This window comes from Rhizobium sp. BK376 (assembly GCF_004341625.1).
GTDB lineage: Bacteria > Pseudomonadota > Alphaproteobacteria > Rhizobiales > Rhizobiaceae > Rhizobium.
Map to the genome: position 1 here is coordinate 179,580 of NZ_SLZG01000002.1, position 25,423 is coordinate 205,002.

22 protein-coding genes are annotated in these 25,423 nt (G+C 60.6%); 8 read left to right on the top strand and 14 right to left on the bottom strand.

What is annotated here, in order from left to right; all coding sequences use genetic code 11:
- Positions 1-7: 7 nt before the first annotated feature.
- The 3 genes from EV561_RS05415 to EV561_RS05425 all read right to left on the bottom strand — a co-directional run bounded on the left by EV561_RS05415 (position 8) and on the right by EV561_RS05425 (position 2,713).
- A complete protein-coding gene (locus EV561_RS05415; RefSeq protein ID WP_132518431.1) occupies positions 8-664 on the bottom strand; it encodes a methionine ABC transporter permease in 657 nt (218 codons plus the stop codon).
- On the bottom strand, positions 645-1,739 hold the full coding sequence (locus EV561_RS05420; RefSeq protein ID WP_132518433.1) for a methionine ABC transporter ATP-binding protein: 1,095 nt from the start codon (positions 1,737-1,739) through the stop codon (positions 645-647). Before EV561_RS05420 ends, EV561_RS05415 begins: the two co-directional genes overlap by 20 nt.
- A 128-nt stretch (positions 1,740-1,867) precedes the next feature.
- Positions 1,868-2,713 carry a MetQ/NlpA family lipoprotein gene (locus tag EV561_RS05425; protein ID WP_132518435.1) on the bottom strand — a complete coding sequence of 282 codons (846 nt, stop codon included), beginning with the start codon at positions 2,711-2,713 and terminating at the stop codon, positions 1,868-1,870.
- Positions 2,714-3,152: 439 nt separating this feature from the next.
- Between EV561_RS05425 and EV561_RS05430 the strand changes: the two genes are divergently transcribed.
- The 3 genes from EV561_RS05430 (at position 3,153) to EV561_RS05440 (ending at position 6,211) form a co-directional block, all read left to right on the top strand.
- The gene (locus EV561_RS05430) at positions 3,153-3,536 is read left to right on the top strand and encodes a hypothetical protein (protein ID WP_132518437.1); all 384 of its coding nucleotides are present in this window, start codon (positions 3,153-3,155) and stop codon (positions 3,534-3,536) included.
- Positions 3,537-3,744: 208 nt separating this feature from the next.
- Entirely contained in the window at positions 3,745-4,908 is a 1,164-nt protein-coding gene (locus tag EV561_RS05435) for a CaiB/BaiF CoA-transferase family protein (RefSeq protein ID WP_132518439.1), read from the top strand.
- 25 nt (positions 4,909-4,933) lie between these two features.
- On the top strand, positions 4,934-6,211 hold the full coding sequence (locus EV561_RS05440) for an L-fuconate dehydratase (protein WP_132518441.1): 1,278 nt from the start codon (positions 4,934-4,936) through the stop codon (positions 6,209-6,211).
- On the opposite strand, the gene EV561_RS05445 is transcribed toward EV561_RS05440, so the two are convergent.
- A complete protein-coding gene (locus EV561_RS05445; RefSeq protein WP_132518443.1) occupies positions 6,208-7,215 on the bottom strand; it encodes an AraC family transcriptional regulator in 1,008 nt (335 codons plus the stop codon). The two genes, EV561_RS05440 and EV561_RS05445, sit on opposite strands and share 4 nt — an antisense overlap.
- Positions 7,216-7,331: 116 nt before the next feature.
- On the opposite strand from EV561_RS05445, the gene EV561_RS05450 reads away from it, so the two are divergent.
- Entirely contained in the window at positions 7,332-8,306 is a 975-nt protein-coding gene (locus EV561_RS05450; RefSeq protein ID WP_132518445.1) for an oxidoreductase, read from the top strand.
- Here the strand turns inward: EV561_RS05450 and EV561_RS05455 are convergent.
- The 6 genes from EV561_RS05455 to EV561_RS05480 form a co-directional block, all read right to left on the bottom strand.
- Positions 8,303-9,859, bottom strand: coding sequence for a VOC family protein (locus EV561_RS05455; RefSeq protein WP_132518447.1), 1,557 nt, complete (start codon positions 9,857-9,859; stop codon positions 8,303-8,305). The two genes, EV561_RS05450 and EV561_RS05455, sit on opposite strands and share 4 nt — an antisense overlap.
- Positions 9,860-9,995: 136 nt before the next feature.
- Positions 9,996-11,444 carry an MFS transporter gene (locus EV561_RS05460; protein WP_132518449.1) on the bottom strand — a complete coding sequence of 483 codons (1,449 nt, stop codon included), beginning with the start codon at positions 11,442-11,444 and terminating at the stop codon, positions 9,996-9,998.
- A gap of 298 nt (positions 11,445-11,742) precedes the next feature.
- Complete coding sequence (locus EV561_RS05465; RefSeq protein WP_245512592.1) at positions 11,743-12,456, bottom strand: hypothetical protein; 714 nt, start codon at positions 12,454-12,456, stop codon at positions 11,743-11,745.
- 120 nt (positions 12,457-12,576) lie between these two features.
- The gene (locus EV561_RS05470) at positions 12,577-13,425 is read right to left on the bottom strand and encodes a hypothetical protein (RefSeq protein WP_132518451.1); all 849 of its coding nucleotides are present in this window, start codon (positions 13,423-13,425) and stop codon (positions 12,577-12,579) included.
- Between the two features lie 130 nt (positions 13,426-13,555).
- Positions 13,556-14,569, bottom strand: a complete 1,014-nt coding sequence (locus tag EV561_RS05475) for an HAD family hydrolase (RefSeq protein ID WP_132518453.1) — start codon at positions 14,567-14,569, stop codon at positions 13,556-13,558.
- A gap of 93 nt (positions 14,570-14,662) precedes the next feature.
- Entirely contained in the window at positions 14,663-16,297 is a 1,635-nt protein-coding gene (locus tag EV561_RS05480) for an arylsulfatase (protein WP_245512622.1), read from the bottom strand.
- 811 nt (positions 16,298-17,108) lie between these two features.
- Here EV561_RS05480 and EV561_RS05485 point away from each other — a divergent pair.
- The 3 genes from EV561_RS05485 (at position 17,109) to EV561_RS05495 (ending at position 19,708) form a co-directional block, all read left to right on the top strand.
- A complete protein-coding gene (locus EV561_RS05485) occupies positions 17,109-18,176 on the top strand; it encodes a hypothetical protein (RefSeq protein WP_132518455.1) in 1,068 nt (355 codons plus the stop codon).
- A gap of 173 nt (positions 18,177-18,349) precedes the next feature.
- Complete coding sequence (locus EV561_RS05490) at positions 18,350-19,144, top strand: hypothetical protein (protein ID WP_132518457.1); 795 nt, start codon at positions 18,350-18,352, stop codon at positions 19,142-19,144.
- Between the two features lie 225 nt (positions 19,145-19,369).
- Positions 19,370-19,708, top strand: a complete 339-nt coding sequence (locus EV561_RS05495) for a YciI family protein (RefSeq protein ID WP_132518459.1) — start codon at positions 19,370-19,372, stop codon at positions 19,706-19,708.
- 19 nt (positions 19,709-19,727) lie between these two features.
- On the opposite strand, the gene ggt is transcribed toward EV561_RS05495, so the two are convergent.
- Both ggt and EV561_RS05505 read right to left on the bottom strand, forming a co-directional pair.
- The gene (gene ggt, locus EV561_RS05500; protein ID WP_132518461.1) at positions 19,728-21,470 is read right to left on the bottom strand and encodes a gamma-glutamyltransferase; all 1,743 of its coding nucleotides are present in this window, start codon (positions 21,468-21,470) and stop codon (positions 19,728-19,730) included.
- A gap of 130 nt (positions 21,471-21,600) precedes the next feature.
- Positions 21,601-22,245 (bottom strand): ThuA domain-containing protein, encoded by a 645-nt coding sequence (locus EV561_RS05505; RefSeq protein WP_132518463.1) that lies wholly within the window; start codon positions 22,243-22,245, stop codon positions 21,601-21,603.
- A 719-nt stretch (positions 22,246-22,964) separates the two neighbouring features.
- Here EV561_RS05505 and EV561_RS05515 point away from each other — a divergent pair.
- Complete coding sequence (locus tag EV561_RS05515) at positions 22,965-23,393, top strand: OsmC family protein (RefSeq protein ID WP_132518465.1); 429 nt, start codon at positions 22,965-22,967, stop codon at positions 23,391-23,393.
- Between the two features lie 18 nt (positions 23,394-23,411).
- Here EV561_RS05515 and EV561_RS05520 read toward each other — a convergent pair whose 3' ends face one another.
- Together EV561_RS05520 and EV561_RS05525 are read right to left on the bottom strand one after the other, a co-directional pair.
- The gene (locus EV561_RS05520) at positions 23,412-23,957 is read right to left on the bottom strand and encodes a hypothetical protein (protein WP_132518467.1); all 546 of its coding nucleotides are present in this window, start codon (positions 23,955-23,957) and stop codon (positions 23,412-23,414) included.
- A 64-nt stretch (positions 23,958-24,021) separates the two neighbouring features.
- Positions 24,022-25,368, bottom strand: coding sequence for an LLM class flavin-dependent oxidoreductase (locus tag EV561_RS05525; RefSeq protein WP_132518469.1), 1,347 nt, complete (start codon positions 25,366-25,368; stop codon positions 24,022-24,024).
- Positions 25,369-25,423 lie beyond the last annotated feature (55 nt).

Below are 25,423 nucleotides of genomic sequence, written 5' to 3' on the forward strand. Positions count from 1 at the left end.
CGCCGGATCAGGCCCGATGATCGAGGCGGGCGACCAGACGGTCGCCGAGCCATTGCATGCCGCAGACCAGAATGATCAGGACGATGACGACCGCAATCATGACATTGGTCTCGAAGCGCTGGTAGCCATAGCGGATGGCAAGATCGCCAAGGCCGCCGGCGCCGATCGCGCCGGCCATGGCCGAGGCGCCGATCAGGGTCACCAGCGTCACGGTGAAGCCCGCGACAATGCCGGGCAGGGCTTCGGGCACCAGCACCTCGCGAATGATCGTCCAGCGATTGCCGCCCATAGCGCGCACGGCGTCGATCAGGCCGCGATCGACTTCGCGCAGCGAGACTTCTGCGATGCGGGCATAATAGGGCGTCGCCGCGATCGCGAGCGGGACGATGGCTGCCCATGTGCCGATCGCGGTGCCGACGATCAGGCGGGTCAACGGTATCAGCGCGACAAGCAGGATGATGAAAGGCACGGAACGGAAGCCGTTGATGACGGCGCCGAGGACGCGATTGATCCAGAGGTGCTCGGCAATGCCGCCCCGTGCCGTGACGACGAGCGCGAGGCCGAGCGGCAGGCCGGCGACCAGTGAGATCAGGCCGGATGCACCGGTCATCAGGATCGTTTCCCAAAGGGATCGAAGCAGCATTTCAAGCATGATCGGTGTCATAGCCCAGCACCTCCACCCGGGCGGACCGGGCTTCAAGAAATTGTTGTACGCGGCCGGCAAGTGCTGCATCGCGTGCGGGGACGGCGATGAAAAAGCGGGCGACCGGCTGGTTCTGAATATGGTCGATGCCGCCGTGGACGAGGCGGAAGGAATGCGGCAGGGCGGCCGAAAGGTCGGAGAAGACTGCCCCTTGTGCATCCGGGCCGGCGAGATCGACGCTGAGGATCGCTTCGGTGCCGCCAGTCCGCGAAAGGCGGGCGACGATATGCTCCGGAAGCTGCGGGCGGATGCCGCTCAGCAGGCTTGCCGTGATCGGCGTCTGCGGGCTGGCGAAGACGGACCAGACCGGGCCTTCCTCGACGATACGCCCGGCGTCGATGACGGCGACGCGATCGGCGATGCCGCGCACCACTTCCATCTCGTGGGTGATCAGGAGGATAGTGAGGCCAAGCTTGCGGTTGATATCCCTAAGGAGCGTCAGGATCGAACGCGTCGTCTCCGGATCGAGCGCCGAGGTGGCTTCGTCGGATAGCAGCAGCGCGGGGCGGGCCGCAAGCGCGCGGGCAATGCCGACGCGCTGCTTCTGACCGCCGGAAAGTTCTGCCGGATAGGCCTTGGCCTTATCCGAGAGACCGACGAGATCGAGCAGTTCATGCGCTCGTTTAAGACGTTCGGCTTTCGCAACACCTTCGATCTTCAGCGGCAGGGCGACGTTTTCCTCGACCGTCTTTGCCGAGAGCAGGTTGAAATGCTGGAAGATCATGCCGATGCGACGGCGGAGCGGCTGCAGGTCGCGCTCCGCTAGGCCCGCAATGTTGCGTCCCTCGATGTGGATCTCACCGGAATCGGCCCGCTCCAGCCCGTTCAGGCAGCGGATCAACGTAGACTTGCCGGCACCGCTTCGACCGATGATGCCGACGATCTCTCCGCGCCGGGCGCTGAAGGTGATGCCGTCAAGTGCCGCGGTCCTGCCGAAGCGGCGGCGAACATCGATGAGGCGGACGATGTCGTCCTTCTGGCGCTCGCCGGGGGAGGAATTTCCCTTAATTGCGGAGGCGGTGACGATGGAATTCATGTCTGTCCTTTCTGGCGCCAGGGTATCCAGCTATCGAAGTATCGCGCCCAACACCGAAGGCGGCCCAGGCATCCGATGCCCAGGCCGCCCCGATGCCCTGCGCTGCCCCCCAGCGCGCGAACCGATGCTTAGTAGGCGCTGATGCCCGTGCCCTTGTAAACCTTGTCGAACACCGCCTTGACCGCGTCGTTCTGGTAGGAGGCGACCAGCGTCTTCACCCAATCCTGGTTTTCGTTGCCCTGCTTGACGGCGATGAAATTGCGGTAGGGATTGTCGGCGACCGGTTCCTGCGCGATACGGTCCTTGTCCGAAAGGCCGCTCTTCAGCGCCCAGTCCGTGTTGACGACCGCAGCGTCGAGATCATCGACCGAACGGCCGACGATGCCGGCATCGAGCTCCTTGATCTCGACATTCTTCGGGTTTTCGACGATGTCGGCGGTCGTGGCCAGAATGCCGGTGCCATCCTTGAGCTTGATGACGCCTTCATTCTGAAGCACGCGGAGCGCACGGCCTTCGTTGGACGGATCGTTGGGCAGGCCGATCACAGCACCTTTCGGCAGTTCGGCGACGGACTTGTACTTCCTGGTGTAAAGGCCGATCGGCCAGACGCCGGTGTAGCCGACGCGGACGATATGGTAGCCGTGCGTCTTGATCTGGTTGTCGAGATAGGGCTGATGCTGAAAGGCGTTGGCATCGACTTCGCCGCGCTCCAGGGCTTCGTTCGGCTGGGTGTAGTCGTTGAAAACGACGGTTTCGATCGTCAAACCCTTCTTGGCGGCCTCAGTCGTTACCGCGCGCCAGACGTCTTCGTCCTCGCCGCTCATGATTCCAACCTTGATTGTCTTGTCGGCGGCGAGTGCCGGGGCTGAGGCGCTGACGCCGAGAAGGACGAGAGCGGAGGCGGCGAAGGCGGCAAGGCCGGCGCGGCGCGTGAGGTTGAGCGTGGCAAGGCGCGGGTTGGACGTTTTCGTCATGGATGTTTCCTGTTTCGCACGGATAGGTTTGGTGTTGTCTGACGCTTTGATCATTTCAGACGGTTGTGGCTGGCGCGACGCAGGATCATTCGTTGTATTCGAAGGACAGGAAAAACTCTTTTTGAAACTGCTGAAATTCAGAACTAATATTCTATAGATATTGTGGATAATTGAGTCGTCGGCGATTGTCGAAATTGCTTCGCTGGTCCGGAAATTTCATTCAATCGCTATGCGTAACAGGGCGAAATGGTCTGTGATTGAAACTTTAAATATTTGAAAATAATACACTATTCAGGAAAATTCAGAAAAGGACTTCCCAAAAAATCATAAGCCTATAGACTCTCTAGTGTTAAAAGCCGGTGAGACGGTGGTTGTTTGTCTCGTGTTGTACCCGGCGCCATAGGAGGACTAAAGGCTTCTAATCTGAGAGGAGACAGCCATGACGAATGTACTGCCACCCCTTCACCAGGGCCATGCCCCAATTACCCTTCAAGAGCTGTTTCGCGAGGCGCTCTATGCGTTCGAGGAATGGGATACAGAACTGACAGAGCCGATCGTGACGTTTGAGGGCAAGATCCTCCCGATCAGTGCCGTCTTTGAATCCATGCGCGATTGCACCGATATCGTGCCCAATGTCATCGTCGGCGCCGTGACCGAACGATTGACCAAACCCTGGGAAGGCGAAGGTCCGCTCGACCAGATGACTTTCTCCACTGCGGCCCGAGTGATGGGCGTTCTCGTCCGTAAACGTCTCTTTGCCAATGGCGGCGCTATTGCCGCAAGCGCCTCGAATTCCGAGCCGGCAGAGCTTTCGGGCAAGTAAGAAATAGCAGGATTTTTTGATCAAGCCGTCGGCAATTTGCCGGCGGCTTTTTCGCGTCCGGCTGTTTCAACAGGCTTGTCAAAATAACTCATATGTGAAAATAATCTTCACATAAGAAAATTAGGGGCAGAGAGTCCCGGCTTGGTTACAGGGCGGAACTGCCTTCCGAATGCCGATGTCTCTGCTTTTTTGAGGGAGGCTAGTCGCCATGACGCCGGAAAATGAATTGCCGCTGAGCGGTCTCGTCGTCATCGACATGAGCCAGTTTCTGTCAGGGCCTTACTGCTCGCTGCGGCTGATGGATCTCGGCGCTCGCGTCATCAAGGTGGAGCGCCCCGACGGCGGCGATCTGTCCCGGCGGCTCTATCTCAACGATTCCGAAATCGGCAATGATTCGACGATCTTTCACGCGATCAACCGCTCCAAGGAAAGCTTCGCGGTCGACCTCAAGAACGAAGACGATATGCGGGCTTTGCGACAGCTCATCTCGAAGGCCGATGTGCTGATCCAGAATTTTCGGCCGGGCGTGATCGAGCGGCTCGGTCTTCACTACGAGGCCGTCAAGGAGATCAATCCGCGGCTGGTCTATGCCTCGATCAGCGGCTATGGCGACGAAGGACCCTGGGTGAAGCGGCCGGGACAGGACCTTTTGGCGCAATCGCGCTCGGGCGTGATGTGGCTTAACGGTGACGACGAGCAGGGACCGGTGCCTTTCGGCCTGGCGGTCGCCGATATGCTGGCGGGTGCGGCGACGGCGCAGGGCATTCTCGCGGCGCTTGTTCGGCGTGGGGTGACGGGCAAGGGCGGTCTGGTCGAGACGAGCCTGTTGGAAGCGCTGGTGGATTTCCAGGTCGAGGTGCTGACGACACATCTGAACAGCGGCCGCAAGCTGCCGGTGCGCTCTTCCTTCCGCAGCGCCCATGCCTATCTTTCTGCGCCTTATGGCGTCTATCCGGCCAAGGACGGGTACCTTGCGATCGCGATGACGCCGATTGCCAAGCTTGCCGATCTGCTTTCGATGCCGGAACTTGCGCCCTATCGCGACGATCCTTCCAAGGCGTTCACCGCCCGCGACGAGATCAAGCGGTTGATCGCGGCCAAGCTTGCGACCGGGACAATCGACGAATGGCTGGCGATCCTCGAACCGGCTGATATCTGGTGTGCCAAGGTGCTAAACTGGCAGGAGATGCTTGCGAGCGACGGTTTCAATGCGCTGGACATGCTGCAGACTGTCACGCGCGACGATGGCGTTTCCATCCTCACCACCCGCTCTCCGGTTCGCGTCGATGGCGTAAGACCAAAGGTGGAGCGGGCGGCGCCTGTCGTCGGCGAGCACAATGATAAGATCCGCCGTGAGTTTGGATTGGAATAATTTGGACCGGAATAGGGAGACCCTCATGACACGCATCACCAACCTTCGCGTTTTCGATCTGCGTTTCCCGACGTCGCAGAGCCTCGACGGATCGGACGCGATGAACCCCGATCCGGATTATTCGGCCGCCTACGTCATTCTCGATACCGACAAGCCTGGGCTCTCGGGCCATGGCCTGACGTTTACGATCGGCCGCGGCAACGACATCTGCTGCATGGCGATCAAGGCGATGTCGCATCTGGTCATCGGCACGGAGCTTTCTACCGTTCTCGAAAACCCCGGCAAATATTGGCGCCACCTGACGAGCGACAGCCAACTGCGCTGGATCGGCCCGGAAAAGGGCGCGATGCATCTGGCAACCGGCGCCGTCGTCAATGCCGTCTGGGATCTGCTCGCCAAGGAAGCCGGCAAGCCTGTCTGGCGGCTGGTCGCTGAAATGGATGCCGAGCGCATCGCCGACATCGTGGACTATCGCTATCTGACTGACGTGCTGACGCGTGACGAGGCCGTGGGGATCCTGAAGAAGGCGGAGGCTGGCAAGGCGGAACGCATCGCCACGCTCGAAGCCGATGGCTATGCCTGCTACACGACCTCGGCCGGCTGGCTCGGCTATGATGACGCCAAGCTGCGCCGTCTCTGCCAGGAAGCAATCGATGCCGGCTTCAACCATGTGAAGATGAAGGTCGGCCGCGATCTGGAAGACGACATCCGCCGCCTGACGATCGCCCGCGAAGTGATCGGTCCCGATCGCTACCTGATGATCGATGCCAACCAGGTCTGGGAAGTCGGCCAGGCGATCGAATGGGTGAACAAGCTTGCCTTTGCCAAGCCCTTTTTCATCGAGGAGCCGACGAGCCCCGACGATGTCGCTGGCCATCGTAAGATCCGCCAAGCGATTGGGCAGGTGAAGGTCGCGACCGGCGAGATGTGCCAGAACCGGATCATGTTCAAGCAGTTCATCGCGGAAGGTGCGATCGACATCGTGCAGATCGACAGCTGCCGCATGGGCGGGCTGAACGAGGTGCTGGCCGTGCTGCTGGTCGCCGCAAAATACGGCCTGCCGGTCTGGCCGCATGCCGGTGGCGTCGGGCTTTGCGAATATGTGCAGCATCTGTCGATGATCGACTATGTCGCTGTATCGGGCACGAAAGACGGTCGCGTGATCGAATATGTCGATCACCTGCATGAGCATTTCATCGACCCCTGCGTCATCAAGGACGCGGCCTATATGCCGCCGACCCTTCCTGGCTTCTCGATCGAAATGAAGCCGGAATCGATCGAGGCCTATACGTTCCGCGGCTAGAATCCGGGCTGGTTTCCGGAGGAGGGATGTCCCGCCGGCTCAGGGCCGTTGCGGGGCATGTCTCGTTTATCGGCGGGCTGGAAACTTTCACTGCGCATTCGGCGATAGTGCTGCGGCGAGATGCCCGTCACCCGCTTGAAGGCATTGCTGAAGGCACTTTCGGATTGGTAGCCGAGCGTATAGGCGATGGCGGAGACCGGCGCAGGACTTGTGCGCAGGGCCTTGGCTCCCAGACGCATGCGCCATTTCACGAGATAGTCGAGGGGTGACAGGCCGGCTAGCTCGCGGAAGCGCAGAGCGAAATTCGAGCGCGACATGCCGATCGAGGCCGCCAGTTCCTCCAGCCGCCATTGCCGCGCCGGATCGGCATGCATCAACCGAATTGCCGCGCCGACGCGGCGGTCGCCGATGGCGCGCAGCCAGCTTGCAGCCGGTGCCTCGGCAGAGCGCTGCCAGGCGCGGAGAATCTCGACCATCAGGAGCTGCGCCAGATGGTCGGCCGCGACGGAGCCGCCCGCTCGGCTGTCATGCCACTCGTCGCGCAGGCGCGACAGCATCCAGCGGATGCCCGAAGCCTCCTGCGTCTTGCCGCTGATGAGCAGGATCGGCGGAAGCTCGTCAAGAAGCAGGCTTGCATCCGTCTCGTCGAAGACGATGCGGCCGCCGACGATGAAGGTCGTCTCGCCCGGCGCATCGGGATTGAGCGAGGCCGTGTAGTCCTCACGAAAGACTGAACTCGCCTTGACCGGCGTGAGGTCCGGATCGCTGCAGAGGATATAGGCTCCGCAATTGACGAGGAGATAGCAATCTCCAGCTTCAAGATGGACAGGCTCCGGCAGGCTTTCGGAGATCAGGCAGCAGGAACCGTTCAATACCGCATTGAACTTCACGCCTTCCGAAATGAAGCGCACCGACCAGTCTGCCTTGGCGTGAATGGCTGCCGAAAGCAGGGTCCGGGCAGAAAGTACCGACAGAAGATCGGAGAGAGGATCCGGGAGTAGCATTTAGGACGATCGCGCATCTGGATTGGACTTTGCAGCATGGATCATCCCATGGCTGACGCGATAGGTCTAGGCATGGCGAGACGAAATCCGTTTCGCATCATTCGCAAGAGGCTATCATGCAAATGCTTCAACACCCCATTCCATCGGGCTTCGGCCCCAAGACAACCGCCGAGGAAGCGCTCGGCGCGACCGATCTTTCCGGCAAGCTCGCCATTGTCACCGGTGGTTATGCAGGGCTCGGGCTCGAGACTGTTCGCGTGCTCGTCAAGGCAGGCGCGACGGTCGTCATACCCGCGCGCGACGTCGAAAAGGCCCGCGCCGCGCTCGATGGCATGCCGCGCATCGAGATCGGCTCGCTCGATCTGGCCGATCCGGCCTCGATCGACGCTTTTGCTCGCGACTTCGTCGCGTCGGGTCGTTCGGTCGATCTGCTGATCAACAACGCCGGCGTCATGGCGACGCCGCTCTCTCATGATGCCAGAGGGTACGAACGGCAGTTCGCGACCAATCATCTTGGACATTTCCAGCTGGCCGGGCGGCTCTGGCCGAGCCTGCTGAAATCGGGCAAGGCCCGCGTCATCGCGCTTTCGTCAGGCGGACACCGCTTTGCGGGCGTCGATTTCGACGATCCCAACTACCAGCGCCGCGCCTATGATGCCTGGAAGGCTTACGGGCAGGCCAAGACGGCGAATGCGCTTTTTGCCGTCGGCCTCGACAAGCGCGGGCAGGATCGCGGCGTTCGTGCGTTCTCAGTCCATCCTGGTGTCATCATGACGGAACTGACGCGGTACGTTTCGCTCGAGGACATGCAGGCCATCGGTTTCCGCGATGCCGAGGGCAATCTGACGCCGTTCCTTCTCGATCGGATGAAGACGGTGGAGCAGGGAGCGGCGACCACGATCTGGTGCGCGACCAGCCCGCAGCTTGACGGCATGGGCGGCCTCTATTGTGAGGATTGCGACGTGTCGCCGGCTCTGCCCGCAGATTCCAAGGAGCTCTATGGCGTCTCACCCTGGGCGATCGATCCCAATGATGCGGAGCGGCTCTGGGCGCTTAGCGAAGAACTGACCGGCGTGTCCTACGGCGCCTAGGCGCCGATCCGCTCCAACCATGCCCGGATAAGCTCGATATCCTCGTCGCCGATCCCATGGTGCTGCTTGATGGTCTCCAGCTGCAGCCTGGCGCCGCCGTTGCCGAGTTGCTCGACCAGCGCCGGAGTGCGCTGGTTGAACTCGTCCTCGCTGCCGGCGATGACCAGCACCTCGGCGTCGGACATGTCTGATGCTGGCGGGTTTTCCAGTGCCGGCTGCGAACGCAAGAGGACCGCGCGGCGGATCAGGTGGGGGTGCAGGGAAAGGATGGCGTTGATGAGGTTGGCGCCGTTGGAATAGCCGATGAAAGTGAGGCGATCGGGGTCGATATCGTAGATGCGGATCGCCTCCTCGACGAAGGCCGCGAAGGCTTGCGCCTCGGCGATGACGTCGGGCTGGTCGAAGACGAAGTTGGAGAAGCGGCGGAACCAGCGTGGCAGGCCTTCCTCCGACGCCCGGCCGCGGGCGCCGAGCAGGATGGCCTGCGGATCGAGCTTGTGGGCAAAAGCCATGACCGTCGTCTCGTTGCCGCCCGAACCGTGCAGCAGGATCAGCGTGCGTCCGTTCGGTTCGTCAGGCGTGAAGAAGCGATGGACGAAATCCAGTTCGCGGTAGATCACCCGCGGCTCGCCGGGCAGCGAGAATTGCGGCAGCAGCACGGTCTGTTCGGCGCGGCTTTCCGGCGTTTCGCCCGGGACGAAAAGGTGCGTGCCGAGCGTTGCCTCATTCTCGTCGACCAGCATGCCGGGCGCGTCGGTCGCCAGCTCGAATAGGATGCGGCCGGGCTCGCGGACATAGAGAGAGCGGAAATATTTTCGGTCATGCATGCTGGTCGGCCAGGAATTGGCGCCCTGCAGATCGCTTCGAACCGACAATATCTGCTCGTCGCTTTCGGCACGGAAGGCGATGTGGTCGGCGGTGCCGGTACCTGGCGCGCTCGCCCAGAAGCCGTTCGCGTCCCTGACGTCGACGATATCGCCGGATGGCGAAGCAAGGCGGCTGATCGTCCCTGAAGTCGCCTCGTGGCGATAGCCGAAATAGCGCTCGACGAAGCCTTGGGTTTCCGCCGGCGTTTCGGTGAAGAGCGTGGCGCCGCGGATGCGGCGGATGGCATCTTCCGGCGGGATGCCGTCGCTCGCCCAGGGTGCGCTCGACTGCAGCTTGCTGGTGCCGACGAGCTTCAGGATTATGCCGTCGGGATCCTTCAGCCGCAGCACGGGCTCGCCGAATTCCTCGCTCGGTCCTTCCGGCTTCAGGCCGAAGCGTAGGGCGCGCGTGAGCCAGAAGCCGATGCTGCCGGGATCGATCGCCAACGAAACCTCGCCGATCTGGCCGATGCCTGATCGCCCGGAGGAGCCGTCTTCCCACACGAGGAAGGTAATCAGCGAGCCGGGAGAACCGACAGCATCGCCATAGAAGAGATGGAGCTGGGCGGTGTCTTCGAAGCCGCCGGTGCGCTTGACGAGTCTCAGGCCCAGGAAGCCGACGTAGAAATCGACATTTGCCTGAACCTTGCGGGTGATCAGCGTGATGTGATGGATACCTGACGTCATCGTGCTCTCCTGCGTATGCATGAAGCGCATCTAAGACAGAAACCGTTGCGAATTCAATTCGGTGAGGCGCAATCCACCCGCTGTTGCCCGATCGCCACCGCGGCGAAGGAGCGCCACCATGTTTGCGGCGTCGGGTCTAGTGGTCGCTGGCGGCGTCGGACTTCCTGCGGTGACCGCTCATTTCAGCGCCGGCGGTGCGCGAGAAGCCGACGTTCCAGATCGTGGCGGTGAGCGCGATCAGGGTCACGACGATAAAGGCGACGGAGAAATCGTTGAGATCGGCATTTTCAGCGCCGCGAATAGCCATGGAGCCGTGCAAGGCAAGCGCTGCGACACAGATGCCGAGCGAGAGCATCAACTGCTGGAAGGTCGTGTAGAAACTCGTGGCCGAGCTCATGCGGTCCCTGTCGATCTCGTCGTAGGCGATCGTGTTGTAGGCCGTGAACTGGAACGACATGAAGAAGCCGCAGAGGTAGAGGATCACGAAGATCAGCGCCATCGGCCAGTCCGGGCGGAAGATCGCGCAAAGGCCGTAGCCGAGCGTACCAATCAATCCGAAGATGATCAGGCTGGTGCGGAAGCCGAGCTTGCGCAGGATATAGGACTGCACCGCCTTCATCGTCATCGAGCCGAGCGCGGTGGCGATCACCACGCGACCGGCCGACGCAGCCGAAAGACCGAAGCCCAATTGCAGCATCAGCGGAATGAGAAAGGGCTGCGCACCCTGGCTGATGCGTGTCAGGGAGCCGGCGATGACGGAGGCACGAAAGTTCGTGAACTTCATCAGCGAGAAGTCCATGATCGGGGCAGGGTGCTTGCGCGCGTGGCGCAGGTAGGCGATGCCGAAGAGCAGGCCGATCGCGATCAGGAATATCGACAGCGATCCCTGGCCCTCATGGCTCGAAAGCTCGAAACCGAAAAGCAGGGAGCCGAGCGAAAGGCCGGACAGAATGAAGCCCAGAAGGTCGAACGGGCCGTCCGCCTTGCCTTTCACGTCCTCGATGAAAATGCTGACGAGGACAAAGCCGAGAAGGCCGATCGGCAGGTTGATGTAGAAGATCCAGCGCCAGTCGAGATAGGTCACGAACATGCCGCCGATCGGAGGGCCGAGGATCGGGCCGATCAGCGCGGGAACAAGAAGCCAGGACATGGCCGAAACCAGGTCCTTCCGGGCCACGCTGCGCAAGAGAACGAGGCGGCCGACAGGGATCATCATTGCCCCGCCCAGACCTTGCAACAGCCGGGCGATAACCAGGAAGAGAAGGGTTGGCGCCTGCGCGCAGAGGATCGAGCCGAGCATGAAGACGCCGATGGCCGTCCGGAATACGGTGCTGGAACCGAAGTGATCGGCGATCTTGCCGCTGGCGGGAATGAAGATGGCGAGGCTGAGCAGATAGGAGGTGAGCGCGATGCTCATCTCGGGGGCGCCGACACCGAAATCCCGTGCCATGGTCGGCAGCGCCGTCGCCAACACGGTGGCGTCGAGTTGTTCCATGAACATGGCGCTTGCCACGATAAGGGCTATCGTACGAAAATTAGGTGCGGCCCGCTGTCTGGCAGCGACCGGATACATTTGATCCGACATTGTCGGGTTCGCTCTCGATGGTGCGGTGGGGTCGGTTGACAGAACCGCAAATCTGGTGACGGCGCATAGCCCGTGTGAATTGTGGTCTCTATACGCGCAGGCTGGTTAATTGACTATATACAATTGCGCAAAGCTGCCTTCACGAATCCGAAAAAGCGCCATGGGTGGGCAGGTCTGCAACAGTGTCGATTTCCGCCCTTCGTAAGAACCGCCGAGGGCGGCTGCAGGCCAGCGAATAACGGCGCCTGGTTGAAAGCGCCGATTGCTGTCAGGGATTGCCGGACGAAGTGGGTGTGGCTCAGTAACAAAGCTCAAACGGCTCATCGACGCAGTTGTTGTGATAATAGTTGCTATAGTAAGGCGGAGGGACGGTACTGGATTCTGCTTCCGACGCGATGCTGGGCAAGGAACTCCGATACCATGCGCCATGATAGACGGGCGCATGCCAATAGTTTCCTTTGCCGTCGTTTCCGGCGGCGTAATCGCGGCTGTCGCCACCATAGCCGCTGTCGAAGTTGTCGATAAAGACGGCGGCCGGACCGCTTAATCCAGTAAGGCTTCCTTCAAGCACGGAAACATCGAACGTCAGCGTATTGTTATCGAGTTTGGGTGATCTCAGTGTTACGACTGCGTCAGCGACCTGCGAGCCATCTCCTCCGAGAACGGAGACCGTGGCGTTCGGCGGGTTCCTGGCGAAATTGTTCTTCCCTTCATCCCACTGCATGATGAACTGCTCGGTCGTGACGTGACCGGCTGCCCGCACCGGGCGGTCGGCAAACACGATCGAACTGGCCGATACGCCAGTCAGCGTCAGCTTGCCATTCTCCAAGGTTGCCCCTGCCGAATTGATGACCGCCAGCGACGGAACCGGCCCGGTCGGCGTCACCTGTCCGATCGTCTTCTGAAGGGGTATATGAGGTTTGACATTCGCCTCCTGGGCAGACGCCCCGATAACGGTGCAACAAAGCACGGTTACGGCAAAGGCAAGGCAGGAGAGATTTCTGGCAAGCATTGCTGATCTCCATCTTCTGGGGCGGCCAGGCCGCATTGACCTTTCTTGAACCGTAGCCGTCGAAGTCCTGGTCTCGCTGACGAGGTGGTTCGGCGGGGCGGAGCGGTATCCGAACCGTCGTCAGTAGCACCGCGGATATGGATAGTAGCCGCACCGATAGCCGTTATAGTAGTACGGCGGGTACCCGTAATAAGGACGTGAAGCGGCTGCTCCAACGGCCACTCCGGCGGCTACGCCGGCCGCAACAGGCGCGCCGGCATACCACGCACCATGATAGACGGGAGCGTGCCAGTAGTTATCGCCATGCCATGCATATGTATTTCCCGTCCGGTTGCTGTGGTACACGCCCGTGTCTCCGACGCGCGCATAATCTCCACCGGCGCGGTCGAAGTCTCCTCCACCGAAGTCGCGACCGCCGCCGCCAAAACCGCCGCCACCGCCGAAGCCGCCCCCTCCGAATCCGCCGCCGCGATCGATGAAGAGTGCCGCGGGTCCGTTTGAACCGGTAAGGCTCCCCTCCAGGACCGAAACATCGAATGTCAGGTTGCCACCTTCGAGCTTGGGCTCCTTCAGCACGACGACAGCGTCGGCGACCTTGGAGCCGTCTCCGCCCAGCACTGAGATGGTGGCGTTGGGCGGATCCTTGATGAAGTTATCCTTGTCCTTGTCCCACTGCATGATGAACTGTTCGGTCGTTACATGACCTGCGGCTCGCACCGGCCGGTCGGCGAATACGATCGAGTTCGCCGCGACACCTGTCATGGTCAGCTTGTTATTTTGCAGCGTCGCGCCCGCCGAGTTGACGACGAAGAGCGATGGGACCGGTCCCGTCGGTTTGACCTGGCCGATGTTCTTTTGAAGCGGGACATGCGGCGGCGGGGTGCCAGCATCCTGCGCGAGCGCAATGCTCGCCGGCGCGAGGAAACTTCCAGCCACCAGGGTGGCGCGTACCAGATTTCCGGTGAGCATGACTTAGCTCCTTTTTCGTACTGGGTTCAACACATGAACCACCGGCTCTAGCCCTCAAGTCGAGCGCGGCGGTGTCCTGTGATCTTCGATATGCATGCGGAACCTTCAGAGTGGTTGTTCACATCGATCGTCAGTTCGGAGGAAAGATCTGTTTCCAGTCGGCCTTCATGTCGACGACGGTCCAATTGGCTATCGGAGCCGCGTTCAGTGCCTTGTCGAGGCGGCCGAAGTCGGTATCGCGGTCGTAGGCATATTCACGGTCCGCATCGGTGTGGTGGATGAGCATGCCAAGGCGCGCAGGCGCACCTCCCATCGTCGTCCACTGCAGCATTTCGAGATCACCGTCGGAATTGCCGAAGGCTGCTATCGGCCGGTGGCCGATATACTCGTTGATCCCGACCGGCTTTCCCGCGCCGTCGTCGACGAAGTTGACTTCAGGCAGGCGGTAGAGGGTCGGCGTGTCGTCCTGCATCTTGAACTGGGTCTTGATCGACGAGCCGACCACCTGTTCCGGCGGAATGCCATAGACCTGCTCCGTCCACGGCCGCATGAACTCGACGCCGCCGCCAGAGACGATGAACGTCTTGAAGCCGTTGGCGCGCAGATATGAAAGAAGCTCGAGCATCGGCTGATAGACGAGCTTGGTGTAGGGGCGATTGAATTTCGGGTCGCGCGCTGCAGCAAGCCAGTCGGTTACGATTTTTTCGAAATTGGTGGTGGTCATTCCCGCATGCGTGGCCATGACGAGTTGAACGACACCCTTTTCGCCCAATGTGCCGAGCGTCTTCATATCGCCCTCGATCGCTGCCTTGAAGGGTTGCGTGTCCTTCCACTCCGGATGCATCGGGGCAAGTGTCTTTATGCGATCCAGGACGAACGCCAGCTGCGTATACATCGGGTGCTCGACCCACAACGTGCCGTCATTGTCGAACACGGCGATACGTTCCGGCTCGGGAACGAACTCGGGGGAGCCCTGTTTGGTCACCTTTTCGACGAAGGCGACGATGGTCGCTTTCGGCGCGGTGTCGTTCCACGACGGCAGGGGATCGCTTTGCGCCTGCGCCGAGGCAAGAAAAAGAAGAGAGGCTACGATGCCGAATGCGGCGCTGCGGACGAGCCTTAAAATCTCTGTGAATTCAGGCATCATGGTACCCTTCGCTGGCGGATGAATGCGCATTTCTGAAGCCGCTTGGAAGAAGACGGGAGGCGCGAAAACGCCGCCCGTCATGATGTTTTCTCAGTTGCCCGGCTGTTTCTTGATTGCTTCGTCGATCTGCTTTTTCACGGCATCCAGGTTGAAGGATGCCGGATCCTGCATCGGCGGATAGTCGATCGCCGTCAGCGCCAGCTTCTTGACGAAGTCCTGCACCGATACGAACCGCCAGAATTCTCGAGCGTAGAAGTCGTTCATGTAGCCGCCGCCCAGATCGTTGAGGCTCTGCTCGCCGATCGATGGCGTCCGCTCGAAGGGATCCTGCCGGATATTGACCATGGTGGGCATGTCGGTCGTCACCTTCCCGCCCGGCCAGCCTTGCGGCTGCTGGAAGAACTGGAATTTGAAGTCGTCGATGCGAACGGCACCGAGCTGCGGGCCGCCGAAGTAGAAGAATTCGTGCCGCTTCGACGGTCCATTGCCCTGCAGCAGATCGATCTGGTTGTAACCGTCGAGGTGGTTCTTGTAGGTCTCGTCTCCGAGCTTCACGCCCTTCAGAAGTTGGTCGGTGATGTCAGAGTTGCCGGCTGCCGCCAGGAGCGTCGGGAACCAGTCGAGGGCCGAGAAGATGCCGTTTTCGACCGAGCCTGCCTTTACGTGTCCCGGCCAGCGGATAATCGCCGGCGCGCGGAAGCCGCCTTCCATGACCGTGCCCTTGGTGCCTTTAAACGGCGTCATGCCACCATCCGGCCAGGTGAACACCTCTGCACCATTGTCTGTCGTGAAGACGATGATCGTATTGTTGGCGTCGCCCGAGTCCTCAACGCACCTCAGCAGGGCGCCGACGCTATCGTCGAGTTGCGCCATTCCGGCCTCTTCGAGACCGTAGTTCGTCTGGCTGTTCATCATGGCCTGATATTTCGGCGACAGGAACGTCCAGACGTGCATGCGCGTGGTGTTGTGCCAGACGAAGAAAGGCTTTCCGTTCGTCTTGGCCTTGTCCATGAAGTCGCAGGACGCTTTGACGAGCACCTCGTCGAACGTCGTCATGTCGTATTTCGCCTTCGGCGTGATGTCGTGCATGTTCGGCACGTGGCTCATGTCGGGATAGGGGGCGAGCGGTCCCTCGTCGACTATCCTCTGCTTGCCGATCCGGCCCCAGCGCGGCTGCTCGGTCGCATCGTCGGTATCGGTCGCGAAGGTGTGGATCAGATCGCGTGGGCCGACCTTGTCGCGATAGGACTGGTCGTCCGGAAACGAATACCAGTAGGGATCGGACATGGCGTCGAGGTGATAGAGGTAGCCGAAGAACTCGTCGAAGCCATGCAGCGTCGGCAGGTACTTGTTAAGGTCGCCGAGATGGTTCTTGCCGAACTGTCCCGTATCATAACCCTGGGCCTTGAGTGCCGATGCTATCGTCGCTGCCTTGTCGGGCATGCCCACATCGGCGCCGGCCTGGCCAACTGTCGTCAAGCCGGTTCGCAACGGGATCTCGCCGGTGATGAAGCTGGCGCGGCCGGCCGTGCAGCTTGCTTCGGCATAATAGTCGGTGAACATCATGCCCTGGGACGCGAGCCTGTCGAGGTTCGGCGTCTTCCCGGACATGATGCCGCGATGATAGGCACCAATGTTGAACCAGCCGACATCGTCGCCCATGATGACGAGGATGTTGGGTTTCGTTTGCTCCTGAGCCTGTGCGGGCGTATGCCCGCCGAACATCAGCGCGCTGCCGCATAGCAGCGCAGTCGTTAGCATGCCCTGTTTCATGTTCATCGAATTCTCCTCTTGGGTCCCCGTTTCAATCCGATTTGCTTCGATCCGATTTGGCTGGGCTTCTGGGCCCGCCGCACTCGTAGATGTGCAAATGCGTAAGTAATCCGGGGCGCAAAAATTGAACTGCGCCCATTGGCAGGGAGAACGTAGGCCGGGAGAGCGTTGTTCTTCGCTCCTAAACGTGGCCTACCCCGCCTCGACTATGACCCTCCCGCTGGGAGATCGAGCATGCGTTCGATCTCGGCCTCGATCTCCACCGCCAGGCTGCTGTATTCCTCCGCCTTCGGCTCGCTGCCGACGGCTTGCCAGTGCCACATTGCACGAAGCGCTTCCTCGTAATCCTCGGATAATGTTCGAAAATCGACGTTCCTATTAAACAGCCTGCGTATGGATAGCTCGCGGTGAGGCCAACGAGCGACGAGGAGGTCTGGTCCCGACATGACGCTTGCCCTCTGATGGCGACAAAGGTCCGCGGGCGAAGGCTGCGCATTAGAGGGAAAAGGATCAAGATACGAACAGGTTCGCACTGCGAAGGCCAATGGTACGAACATGTTCGCACCGCCCCGCAGCTAAATGGTCTGCTCACTGTCCTCGGCGTGTTGGTGTATATTAGTTAATCTTAAATTTCTATACCGGTGAACACGGAAAAGGTGCATACTCCCGCGGTGTCTCGCGCTAGGGGAAGCTGGGTCGTCGCGAACGACAGGGCAGGTGGTGAAGGGTCGGCTTGTCGCTCGGACATCCAATGGGGGGATCGATGGCATCTATCCGGAACCTATTTGGCGACGAAGAAGGGGTGATCGCTGCCGAGCCGTCCCCGAGAGAGCGGCGATTGCAAATGGAGCGGATCCTGGCGAACCCGACGCTTCAAGCCAGCGCCCGCCGCCGTCTGCTGCTTCGATATGTCGTGGAAGAGACGTTGGACGGAAGGGCGGATTTCCTCAAGGGCTATCCGATAGCGCGGGCTGTGTTCGGTCGCGACGAAACCTTCGACGCCCAGTCGGACCCTGTCGTCCGTCTGGAAGCCCGTCGTCTCCGGCGCGATCTCGACTGCTATTATGCCGGGGAGGGAAGCCGTGACATGATCCGCATTTCCATTCCACGCGGCGGATATATTCCTCATTTTGAATGGATGGATGCGAGTGCAAGATCGCGCCCACTCAACCTAGCGGAACCGAACGATGTCGCCACAGGCCCCCTGGAAAAAGAAAGCCAGACAACGGTGACGCTATCAGCTCCCGTGGAAATCCGTGAAGCTGACGGCCGCAAATGGCGGCCCGGACGGGCTACCGCCATGTTTGCAGTCCTCCTTATCTGTGCCGCGGCCGCCGGTGCCTGGATTTGGAACGACATGGGCGCACGGTCCTCCAACGCTGTGGCCGGAGGACCGGCAATAATCGTTCTGCCCTTCGACGCGCTGAGCCTGAGCGACAACGACCGATTTCTGGCCACCGGGCTGACCCAGCAACTCATCAGCAACCTGATCCAGTTCGACACGATGAGACTTTATTCGCTGCCCCCGGGCTTCGTTCAGGACAGTGTGACCGATATCGGGCGTCACCTTGCTGTCGCCTATGTCGTGAGGGGCAGCCTGCGTTCGCAAGGCGACACGGTTCGGCTGAATACGCAGCTTGTGGACGCACATAGCGGCCAAGTCGTCTGGAGCGAAACCTATGATCGCCCCTTTGCGACCACAACGCTTATAGATGTGCAAAAGGAACTGGCCGATCGCGTCGCGCGCGCGCTCAGCCAATCCGTCGGCGTCATGACGGCAAACCCGGACGATCGCCCAGTTGCCAAGGCGGCAGATGGCCCCGGCTCCTAGCGCAAGCGCAACCTCGAAGCATTGCGGCAGAAAAGCCACAACCGCCACTCGTTTTCGCAACGGTGTCGTGGGCTGCTGGACAGGTAGTATTAGAGCATCCTAACATCGTGGGGTAGAGACGGCGATTCTACGGGGTGTATAGCCTTGACTCATTGGATAGAGGGGATTCAGTGATGAAACTTAAGAATGCGGCTATTGCTGCCGTTGCGGTCGGTTTGGCGCTATTGCCTTCCACCATCCTGCGGGCGGCTGATCTCACGCCGCTTGCTCCTGCGCCTGCCGCGGTTCAGGCGCCGTCGGGATGGACCTTTGAAGTCACCCCTTATTTCTGGGCCGCCGGAATATCAGGGGATGTTGGCCACGGCAGACTGCCGCCCGCTCACGTCAGCGCGGATTTTGGCGATCTTTTCGACCATCTCGACTTCGCCGCCATGATAACCGGTGAAGCCCGATATGATCGCTTCAGTGTCTTCGGCGACGTGCTCTACACGAAGTTGTCGTATAGCACGGGGACGCCAAGAGGCATCGTGGCCAACAGTGTCGACGTCACTGCGAAGTCCTTTGCTGGCCTGATCGGGGTGGGCTATGCGCTTCTCGATGACCCGAGCGGCCATCTGGATATCGTCGGCGGTGCGCGGATCTGGTCCGTCGATACAAGCCTGTCCCTAAACGGCGGCTTTTTGGGCGGATTCGACGGCGACCTTTCAAAAACCTGGGTCGATGCGGTCGCTGGGCTCAGGGGCAATTATTTCTTCACGCCGCATATCTACGGGACCGGGTGGGGCCTGGTCGGCGGTGGCGGCGCGAAGGTTGATTGGGATGTCGGCGCCGGGCTCGGATACAAATTCAACGACACAATCTCTGCCACGGCAGGCTACCGCGCCTTGGGTGTCAATTACGACAGGGACAACTTCCTCTTCGATGTCGTCGAACAAGGCCCCATCCTCGGCCTGACGATCCGCTTTTAGGAACAGCGCAAACGGTTGTGCCCGATCGGTCTTCACGTGAGAAACGCCCCGTCCTGAGGGCGTCGTCGAGCGTTTTCCGCTTGAGCTAACGGCCGGCCAAAGGCCAAATCGGCACCGCGCTGGAAAAATCTCCCGGAAATTTGTCGGATCGCGATTCGATCGTTCGTCTAGATAGACAGTGACGGCGGGGCGATCGGCCCGGCCGAAAACCCTGGAGGCAACGACATGGCGCGCTATCTGGTCGCAATCCACCATCCTGACGACTACGATCCGTCCACGGAGGACGAGGCGATGCACCGTGATATCGATGTCCTCAACGAGGAGATGATAGCCGCCGGTGTCAGGCTGTTCGTTGGCGGCCTGCATCCTGTAAGCAGCGCAAGATCGCTGCAGGCGAGGCCCGATGGTCAGGTGCTCGTCATCGACGGGCCTTATCTGAAAACCGGCGAGCATGTCGGCGGCTTCTGGGTGCTGGATGCCGCTGACATGGACGAGGCGATGGCATGGGGGAAAAAGGCGGCCATAGCCTGCCGCGCGCCGGTCGAGGTGCGGCCGTTTCACTGAGGAAACGGCCGGTCAGTCCTCAATATCCCTCGGCGGTGCCTGAGCCGGCGCGGCTGTCCATGGCGCCGTTGTAGCGGGCGCCGCCGCCCTCACTGATTTCGCCAAGGCTCTTGCCGCCGACGAGGATGCCTGCGGCCTGACCCCAGATCGGCCAGCTCTTGTCCACCTGCACGTCATATCCCATGCCGGCCAACAGCTTCAGCGTGTCGGGCGAGAGGGCATAGGGTTCGGTATAGACCTTATCGGGCAGCCACTGATGATGGATGCGCGGAGTATCGATCGCCTGGCCGATGTCCATGCCGAAATCGATGACGTTGATGATCGCTTCGAGCGTGATGGTGATGATGCGGGAGCCGCCCGGGCTGCCGATCACCATGAATGGCTTGCCGTCCTTGGCGATGATCGTCGGGCTCATGGAGGAGAGGGGGGTCTTCTTCGGCTGGATGGCGTTCGCCTCGCCTTGCACGAGGCCATAGAGGTTCGGTACGCCGGGCTTGGAGGTGAAATCGTCCATCTCGTTGTTGAGCAGGATGCCAGTGCCATCAGCCACGACACCGGCGCCGAAGGAGCCGTTCAGCGTATAGGTCACTGCGACCGCGTTGCCGTCATTGTCGATGATCGAATAGTGGGTGGTCTCGTGACTCTCGCCCATGCCCTTCGGCATGAGATCCTTCGAGACGCCGGCGCGATAGGGATCGATGCTGTCGCGGATCTTGGCGGCATAGGCCTTGTCCAGCAGTTTGCTCACGGGATTGTCGACGAAGTCAGGATCGCCGAGGGCGGCATTGCGATCTACATAGGCATGGCGCATGGCTTCGACCATCAAATGCACCGTCTCGGCCGAACCCTGGCCGAGATAGGAGAGCGGATAGCCTTCCAGCACATTGAGGATTTCGCAGATGATGACGCCGCCTGACGATGGCGGCGGCGAGGAAATGATGTCGTAGCCGCGATAGTTGCAGGTGACGGGTGCGAGTTCACGCACCTGGTACTGCTCGAAATCTTCCTTTGCCAGAATGCCATGCTTGGCCCCACTCGCCTTGACGATCAGATCGGCGATGGAGCCCTTGTAGAAAGCGTCCGGTCCCTGGTCCGATATGCTGGAGAGGGCATTGGCAAGATCGGGCTGCACAAGCTTGTCGCCCGAGGAGAAGGGCGCGGCATTCGGCTTGACGAAGATGGCTGACGCGGCCGGATCCTGCGACAGACGCTTCTCGCTGTCATTCAGCGTCTTGGCGTCGGCCTGGTTTAGGATGAAGCCTTCTTTCGCATAGCGGATGGCCGGGGCCATCAGTTCCTGGCGGGATTTGGTGCCGTATTTCTCCCGCGCCGTCTCGAAGCCCATGACGGAGCCGGGGACGCCGACGGCGAGATAGCCCTCGGTGCTTGCGCCTTTCACGACGTTACCCTTGTCGTCGAGATACATGGTCTTGGTGGCGGCGATCGGCGCACGCTCACGAAAATCGAAGAAAGTCGTCTTGCCGTCCTTCATGCGGATGGTCATGAAACCGCCGCCGCCGATATTGCCGGCCGTGGGATAGACAACCGCCAGTGCATACCCGACCGCAACAGCTGCGTCGACCGCATTGCCGCCGCTCTTCAGCACGTCGACGCCAATGTCGGTAGCCAGATGCTGAGCGGTGACGACCATACCGTGCTCGGCCTCGACCGGTTGCGGCGAGGCGGCGAAGCTGGTCGTTATACCAATGAAACCGAAAGACAGAGCAGTGATCGAGGCGAAAACGCTTCGGCGTAGATGCATGGTAACTCTCCCCCATTGATCCCGATAAGACCTAGGGGATCCTTTCGGGAAGGCCATGTCCAGCCCTCCCTTTCCACTGGTCCCTAGGTTTTTGCTGTCAGCGTGTGCTTTTTGGGGCTCACACATGCGGTCAGCGGCGTGCGGCCCAGGAAAGGCCACGCCGCAGGATGACCGGCATGTGGGGATGGTCGAATTCGGCCGCGACATGGCCGAGGGCGGAATAGAAGATGCGGCCGGCGCCGAAATGGCGCTTGAAGACGACGGGCATGGTGACGTTGCGCGTCGCCTGATCATGTTTGCCCGTGAATGTCGTGGTCGCCAGCACTTCGACCGACGGATCGTAGTGCAGGTAATATTGCTCCGAGCGGTAGTCGAAATCCGGGATGTCGGCCATGAGAGGGTCGTCCTGGCGGGTCACGGCGACGCGGAAATCGATAATGTTGCCGGGATGGGCGACCCAGGTGACGCCGGTCAGATAGTGGAAGGCGGGGCTTTCCTTGAAGGAGGTGGCAAGCGCGCAATGGAAGCCGGCGAGGCCTAAGCCGCCGCGGACGGCCGATGTCAGCGAATCGACGTGGGGCTTCTCGATCGTCTCGCCGGTAATGATCGGCACCAGCAGGCTTGCGCTGCGCAATGTCGGCGAGCCCAAGATGCCGAGATCCGGTGTGATCTCCACCTCGAAGCCGTCTTCAGCGAGCATCCGCCCGACGATATGCGCGCCTTCCTCGGGTTCGTGACCTTTCCAGCCACCCCAAACCACGATTGCCTTGCGCATATCGGCTCCCCTTCAAGTCTTGCTGGATAAGGCTTTCGCCAGTGAGCGTGCGATAGCCGCTTTACCCCGAGATAGCGTCAGATTTCGTCTGCGACCCGTGCAGCGCCGATTGCAACCACAATCGGTGGCGTCTGCAATGTGCCTTGACGACGCAGGGCGTCGGCGAATCGCGAATCAGGATGCCGATAACCCCTCGCGCCGCTTCGGGCCGGTAACTAATACTTAAGAGTTACTACCCATGGGTTAAGCGAAACCGAAAGTATAACTCCATATCGTTAGAGCAATATTCGCCAAACTATCCTTTTGTGTCCTGTTTGTAGAGAATATCGGGGATAACTTACCGTTATTATCCACAGTAAGTCGGACTGGCGTTTTCTTAAATTTAGGATTTTCTACAATGAAGGAAATTGATCGAGCGGGGGATAGCATGATCACGAAGCTGGAGCAGTGGAGAGCGGAGCGGGTCAGCCGACCAAAGCCGTTTGTGGTTGCCAAGAAAACGCATGTCGTCGAAATCGAGTGCGTATATTGCCACCAACGGTTCTTCCGCTGGACATCCACGGCGCCGGCCTATGGATGTTGCGAAAGCTGCTGGACCGCCCATTGAGAGCCGGAACGGCCCGTATTGTGTTGTCGTAAATTCACTTGGATTGTTTCCGGTCGCGAAAATCCCTATCTGTTTTCAAACGTTGTTTTGAACAGGTAGGGCAAATTTTCCCATGGCTGAGCTGAAGATTAAGACGCGGCAGACGGGCGCAACCGCGGTCGTTGGACGCACCGGATTTCCGCATGTGACGACAGTTACCGGCGGCGCGCTCGATATCGTCACCGGCCCATCGCAGCCGGGATTCAATCCGCTCGATCTGCTCTATTCCTCGCTGTCGGCCTGCCTTGTGCTCAGCGCCCGCATGGCGGCAAGCAATATGGGCGTTCTCGACAAATTGACCGAGGTCACCGCGGTCGTGACCGGCGAGAAGGCGACCGAGGGCCTGTCGCGCGTCGAGAAATTCAACATCGCCTTCACGATCAAGGGTGCTTTCGACGAAGAGACCCGCGAGGCGATCGCGCGCGCCGCCGAAGACGAGATCTGCACCGTCAGCAACACGATCCGCGGCAACCCTGAGTTCTCGACCACGATTTCGGGGTGAGATGATCGGGCGGTAGCGTTACGATCTGGCTGGCAACTCAAAGCCTTCCAGATAAGGCCTCAGCTCCGCATCGACGTCCACATCCACGACATTGTTGAACACGGCCGTCGCGATCATGATGCCGGCGAAGGCGACGAGGTTCACCAAGGTCGGCTCGTCGTAGCGCGCTTTCAGCTGGTCCCACAGTTCCTGAGGCACGGCGTTGGCATCGACGACGATCGCCCTGCCGAATTCCATCAGCAGCGCCTCGTCTTCCGTCGCCACAACAGCATCGGGCGTAAGACCCGCATTGATCAATGCCCGGCGAAAGAAGCCGACGGGAATGATCGACCGGCTCTCCAGTGAGATGGACAGGCAGAAAAGCCAGACGGCGCGGTCGTCCAGTGCAGGCCGCAGTTCCTCGCGCAGCGTGAACCACTCGGCATAGATCCGGTGTGCCGCCGGCGAATGCAGCAGCGTGCGCTTCATGTTGGTCATGCGACCGCGCAGGGCGACTTCACGATCATGCTCGGCGCGGGCGGCTTCGGAGGCGGTGTCGTAGTCGAAATGGGATAGCTGGCTCATCGGCTGGTCTCTTGAAATGATGGTTTCTTCTGACCGATTTGGCTGCCGATGTCACCCGGATCCCTCATTGGGCCGCGTGTGCTGCCGGCGCAAAGAAGCGGTTTTCCGGGCGCGGCAGGCCAAGATGTTCGCGCAGCGTCGTTCCCTCATACTCCTTGCGGAAGAGACCGCGGCGCTGCAGTTCGGGAATGACCCGATCCGCGACGTCATTCAGGCCCTGGGGCAGGAAGGGGAAGACGACGTTGAAGCCGTCGGAGCCTCGTTCGTCGAGCCATTTCTCCATCTCGTCGGCGATGGTCGCTGGCGTGCCGACGAAGGCAAGCCCGCCATAGCCGCCGAGGCGCTGGGCAAGCTGCCGGACGGTCAGATTTTCCCTCTGCGCCAGACGGATCGCCTGCTCGCGACCGCTCTTGCTGGCGTTGCTCTCAGGGATTTCCGGGAGTGGAGCGTCGGGATCGAATTTCGAGGCATCGTGGCCGAGCGTGATCGACAGCTGGGCGATGGCGCTGTCGTAATGGACCAGGCTGTCCAGCTTGGCGCGCTTGGCCTTGGCTTCGTCGACCGTGTCGCCGACGACGATGAAAGCGGCCGGCAGGATCTTCAGATGGTCGGGATTGCGACCGACGCGCTGCATCCGGCCCTTGATGTCGGCATACATCGGCTTGGCCGTATCGAGGTCGCGGGGTGCGGCGAAGACGACTTCGGCGGTTTCGGCGGCAAGCTGTCGGCCGGCTTCGGATTGTCCGGCCTGCACGATAACCGGCCAGCCCTGCGGCGAACGGGCGATATTCAGCGGGCCGCGCACGCTCAGTTCCGCGCCCTTGTGGCCGAGGACATGCATCCTATCAGGATCAAAGAAAATGCCGCTTTCGGTATCGCGAATGAAGGCATCGTCGGCAAAGCTGTCCCAGAGGCCGGTCACGACATCGTAGAATTCACGGGCCCTGCCATAGCGTTCGTCGTGCTCCATGTGCTCTTCCAGCCCGAAATTCAGCGCTGCATCGGGATTGGACGTGGTGACGATGTTCCAGCCGGCGCGGCCACCGCTGATGTGGTCGAGCGAGGCGAAGCGACGGGCGATGTGATAGGGCGCATCGAACGTGGTCGAGGCGGTCGCGACGAGGCCGATCTTCTCGGTGAGGGCCGCAAGCGCGGAAAGCAGGGTGAAGGGCTCGAAGGAGGTGACGGTGTGGCTGCGCTTCAGCGCCTCGATCGGCATGTTGAGCACGGCCAGATGATCGGCCATGAAGAAAGCGTCGAATTTCGCCTGCTCCAGCTTCTGTGCGAAGCTGACAATATGCTTGAAATTGAAGTTGGCATCGGGATAGGCACCCGGGTAACGCCATGCGCCGGCATGAAGGCTGACAGGACGCATGAAGGCGCCGAGTTTCAATTGTTTCCGCTCAACCATTCGCCCCATCCTTCCGCAGATTCCTTGCCTGTATTGCAGGCCCGGCGTTTCCCTT

Bases quoted from the DNA above. Each gene is read 5' to 3' on its own strand.
- EV561_RS05440 (WP_132518441.1), top strand. From the start codon at position 4,934: ATGACACGCATCACCAACCTTCGCGTTTTCGATCTGCGTTTCCCGACG.
- EV561_RS05445 (WP_132518443.1), bottom strand. From the start codon at position 7,215: ATGCTACTCCCGGATCCTCTCTCCGATCTTCTGTCGGTACTTTCTGCC.
- EV561_RS05475 (WP_132518453.1), bottom strand. From the start codon at position 14,569: ATGCCTGAATTCACAGAGATTTTAAGGCTCGTCCGCAGCGCCGCATTC.
- EV561_RS05505 (WP_132518463.1), bottom strand. From the start codon at position 22,245: ATGCGCAAGGCAATCGTGGTTTGGGGTGGCTGGAAAGGTCACGAACCC.
- EV561_RS05465 (WP_245512592.1), bottom strand. From the start codon at position 12,456: ATGCTTGCCAGAAATCTCTCCTGCCTTGCCTTTGCCGTAACCGTGCTT.
- EV561_RS05415 (WP_132518431.1), bottom strand. From the start codon at position 664: ATGACACCGATCATGCTTGAAATGCTGCTTCGATCCCTTTGGGAAACG.
- EV561_RS05450 (WP_132518445.1), top strand. From the start codon at position 7,332: ATGCAAATGCTTCAACACCCCATTCCATCGGGCTTCGGCCCCAAGACA.
- EV561_RS05435 (WP_132518439.1), top strand. From the start codon at position 3,745: ATGACGCCGGAAAATGAATTGCCGCTGAGCGGTCTCGTCGTCATCGAC.
- EV561_RS05430 (WP_132518437.1), top strand. From the start codon at position 3,153: ATGACGAATGTACTGCCACCCCTTCACCAGGGCCATGCCCCAATTACC.
- ggt (WP_132518461.1), bottom strand. From the start codon at position 21,470: ATGCATCTACGCCGAAGCGTTTTCGCCTCGATCACTGCTCTGTCTTTC.
- EV561_RS05420 (WP_132518433.1), bottom strand. From the start codon at position 1,739: ATGAATTCCATCGTCACCGCCTCCGCAATTAAGGGAAATTCCTCCCCC.
- EV561_RS05520 (WP_132518467.1), bottom strand. From the start codon at position 23,957: ATGAGCCAGCTATCCCATTTCGACTACGACACCGCCTCCGAAGCCGCC.
- EV561_RS05490 (WP_132518457.1), top strand. From the start codon at position 18,350: ATGAAACTTAAGAATGCGGCTATTGCTGCCGTTGCGGTCGGTTTGGCG.
- EV561_RS05470 (WP_132518451.1), bottom strand. From the start codon at position 13,425: ATGCTCACCGGAAATCTGGTACGCGCCACCCTGGTGGCTGGAAGTTTC.
- EV561_RS05485 (WP_132518455.1), top strand. From the start codon at position 17,109: ATGGCATCTATCCGGAACCTATTTGGCGACGAAGAAGGGGTGATCGCT.
- EV561_RS05525 (WP_132518469.1), bottom strand. From the start codon at position 25,368: ATGGTTGAGCGGAAACAATTGAAACTCGGCGCCTTCATGCGTCCTGTC.
- EV561_RS05480 (WP_245512622.1), bottom strand. From the start codon at position 16,297: ATGTTCGGCGGGCATACGCCCGCACAGGCTCAGGAGCAAACGAAACCC.
- EV561_RS05515 (WP_132518465.1), top strand. From the start codon at position 22,965: ATGGCTGAGCTGAAGATTAAGACGCGGCAGACGGGCGCAACCGCGGTC.
- EV561_RS05495 (WP_132518459.1), top strand. From the start codon at position 19,370: ATGGCGCGCTATCTGGTCGCAATCCACCATCCTGACGACTACGATCCG.
- EV561_RS05455 (WP_132518447.1), bottom strand. From the start codon at position 9,859: ATGACGTCAGGTATCCATCACATCACGCTGATCACCCGCAAGGTTCAG.
- EV561_RS05425 (WP_132518435.1), bottom strand. From the start codon at position 2,713: ATGACGAAAACGTCCAACCCGCGCCTTGCCACGCTCAACCTCACGCGC.
- EV561_RS05460 (WP_132518449.1), bottom strand. From the start codon at position 11,444: ATGTCGGATCAAATGTATCCGGTCGCTGCCAGACAGCGGGCCGCACCT.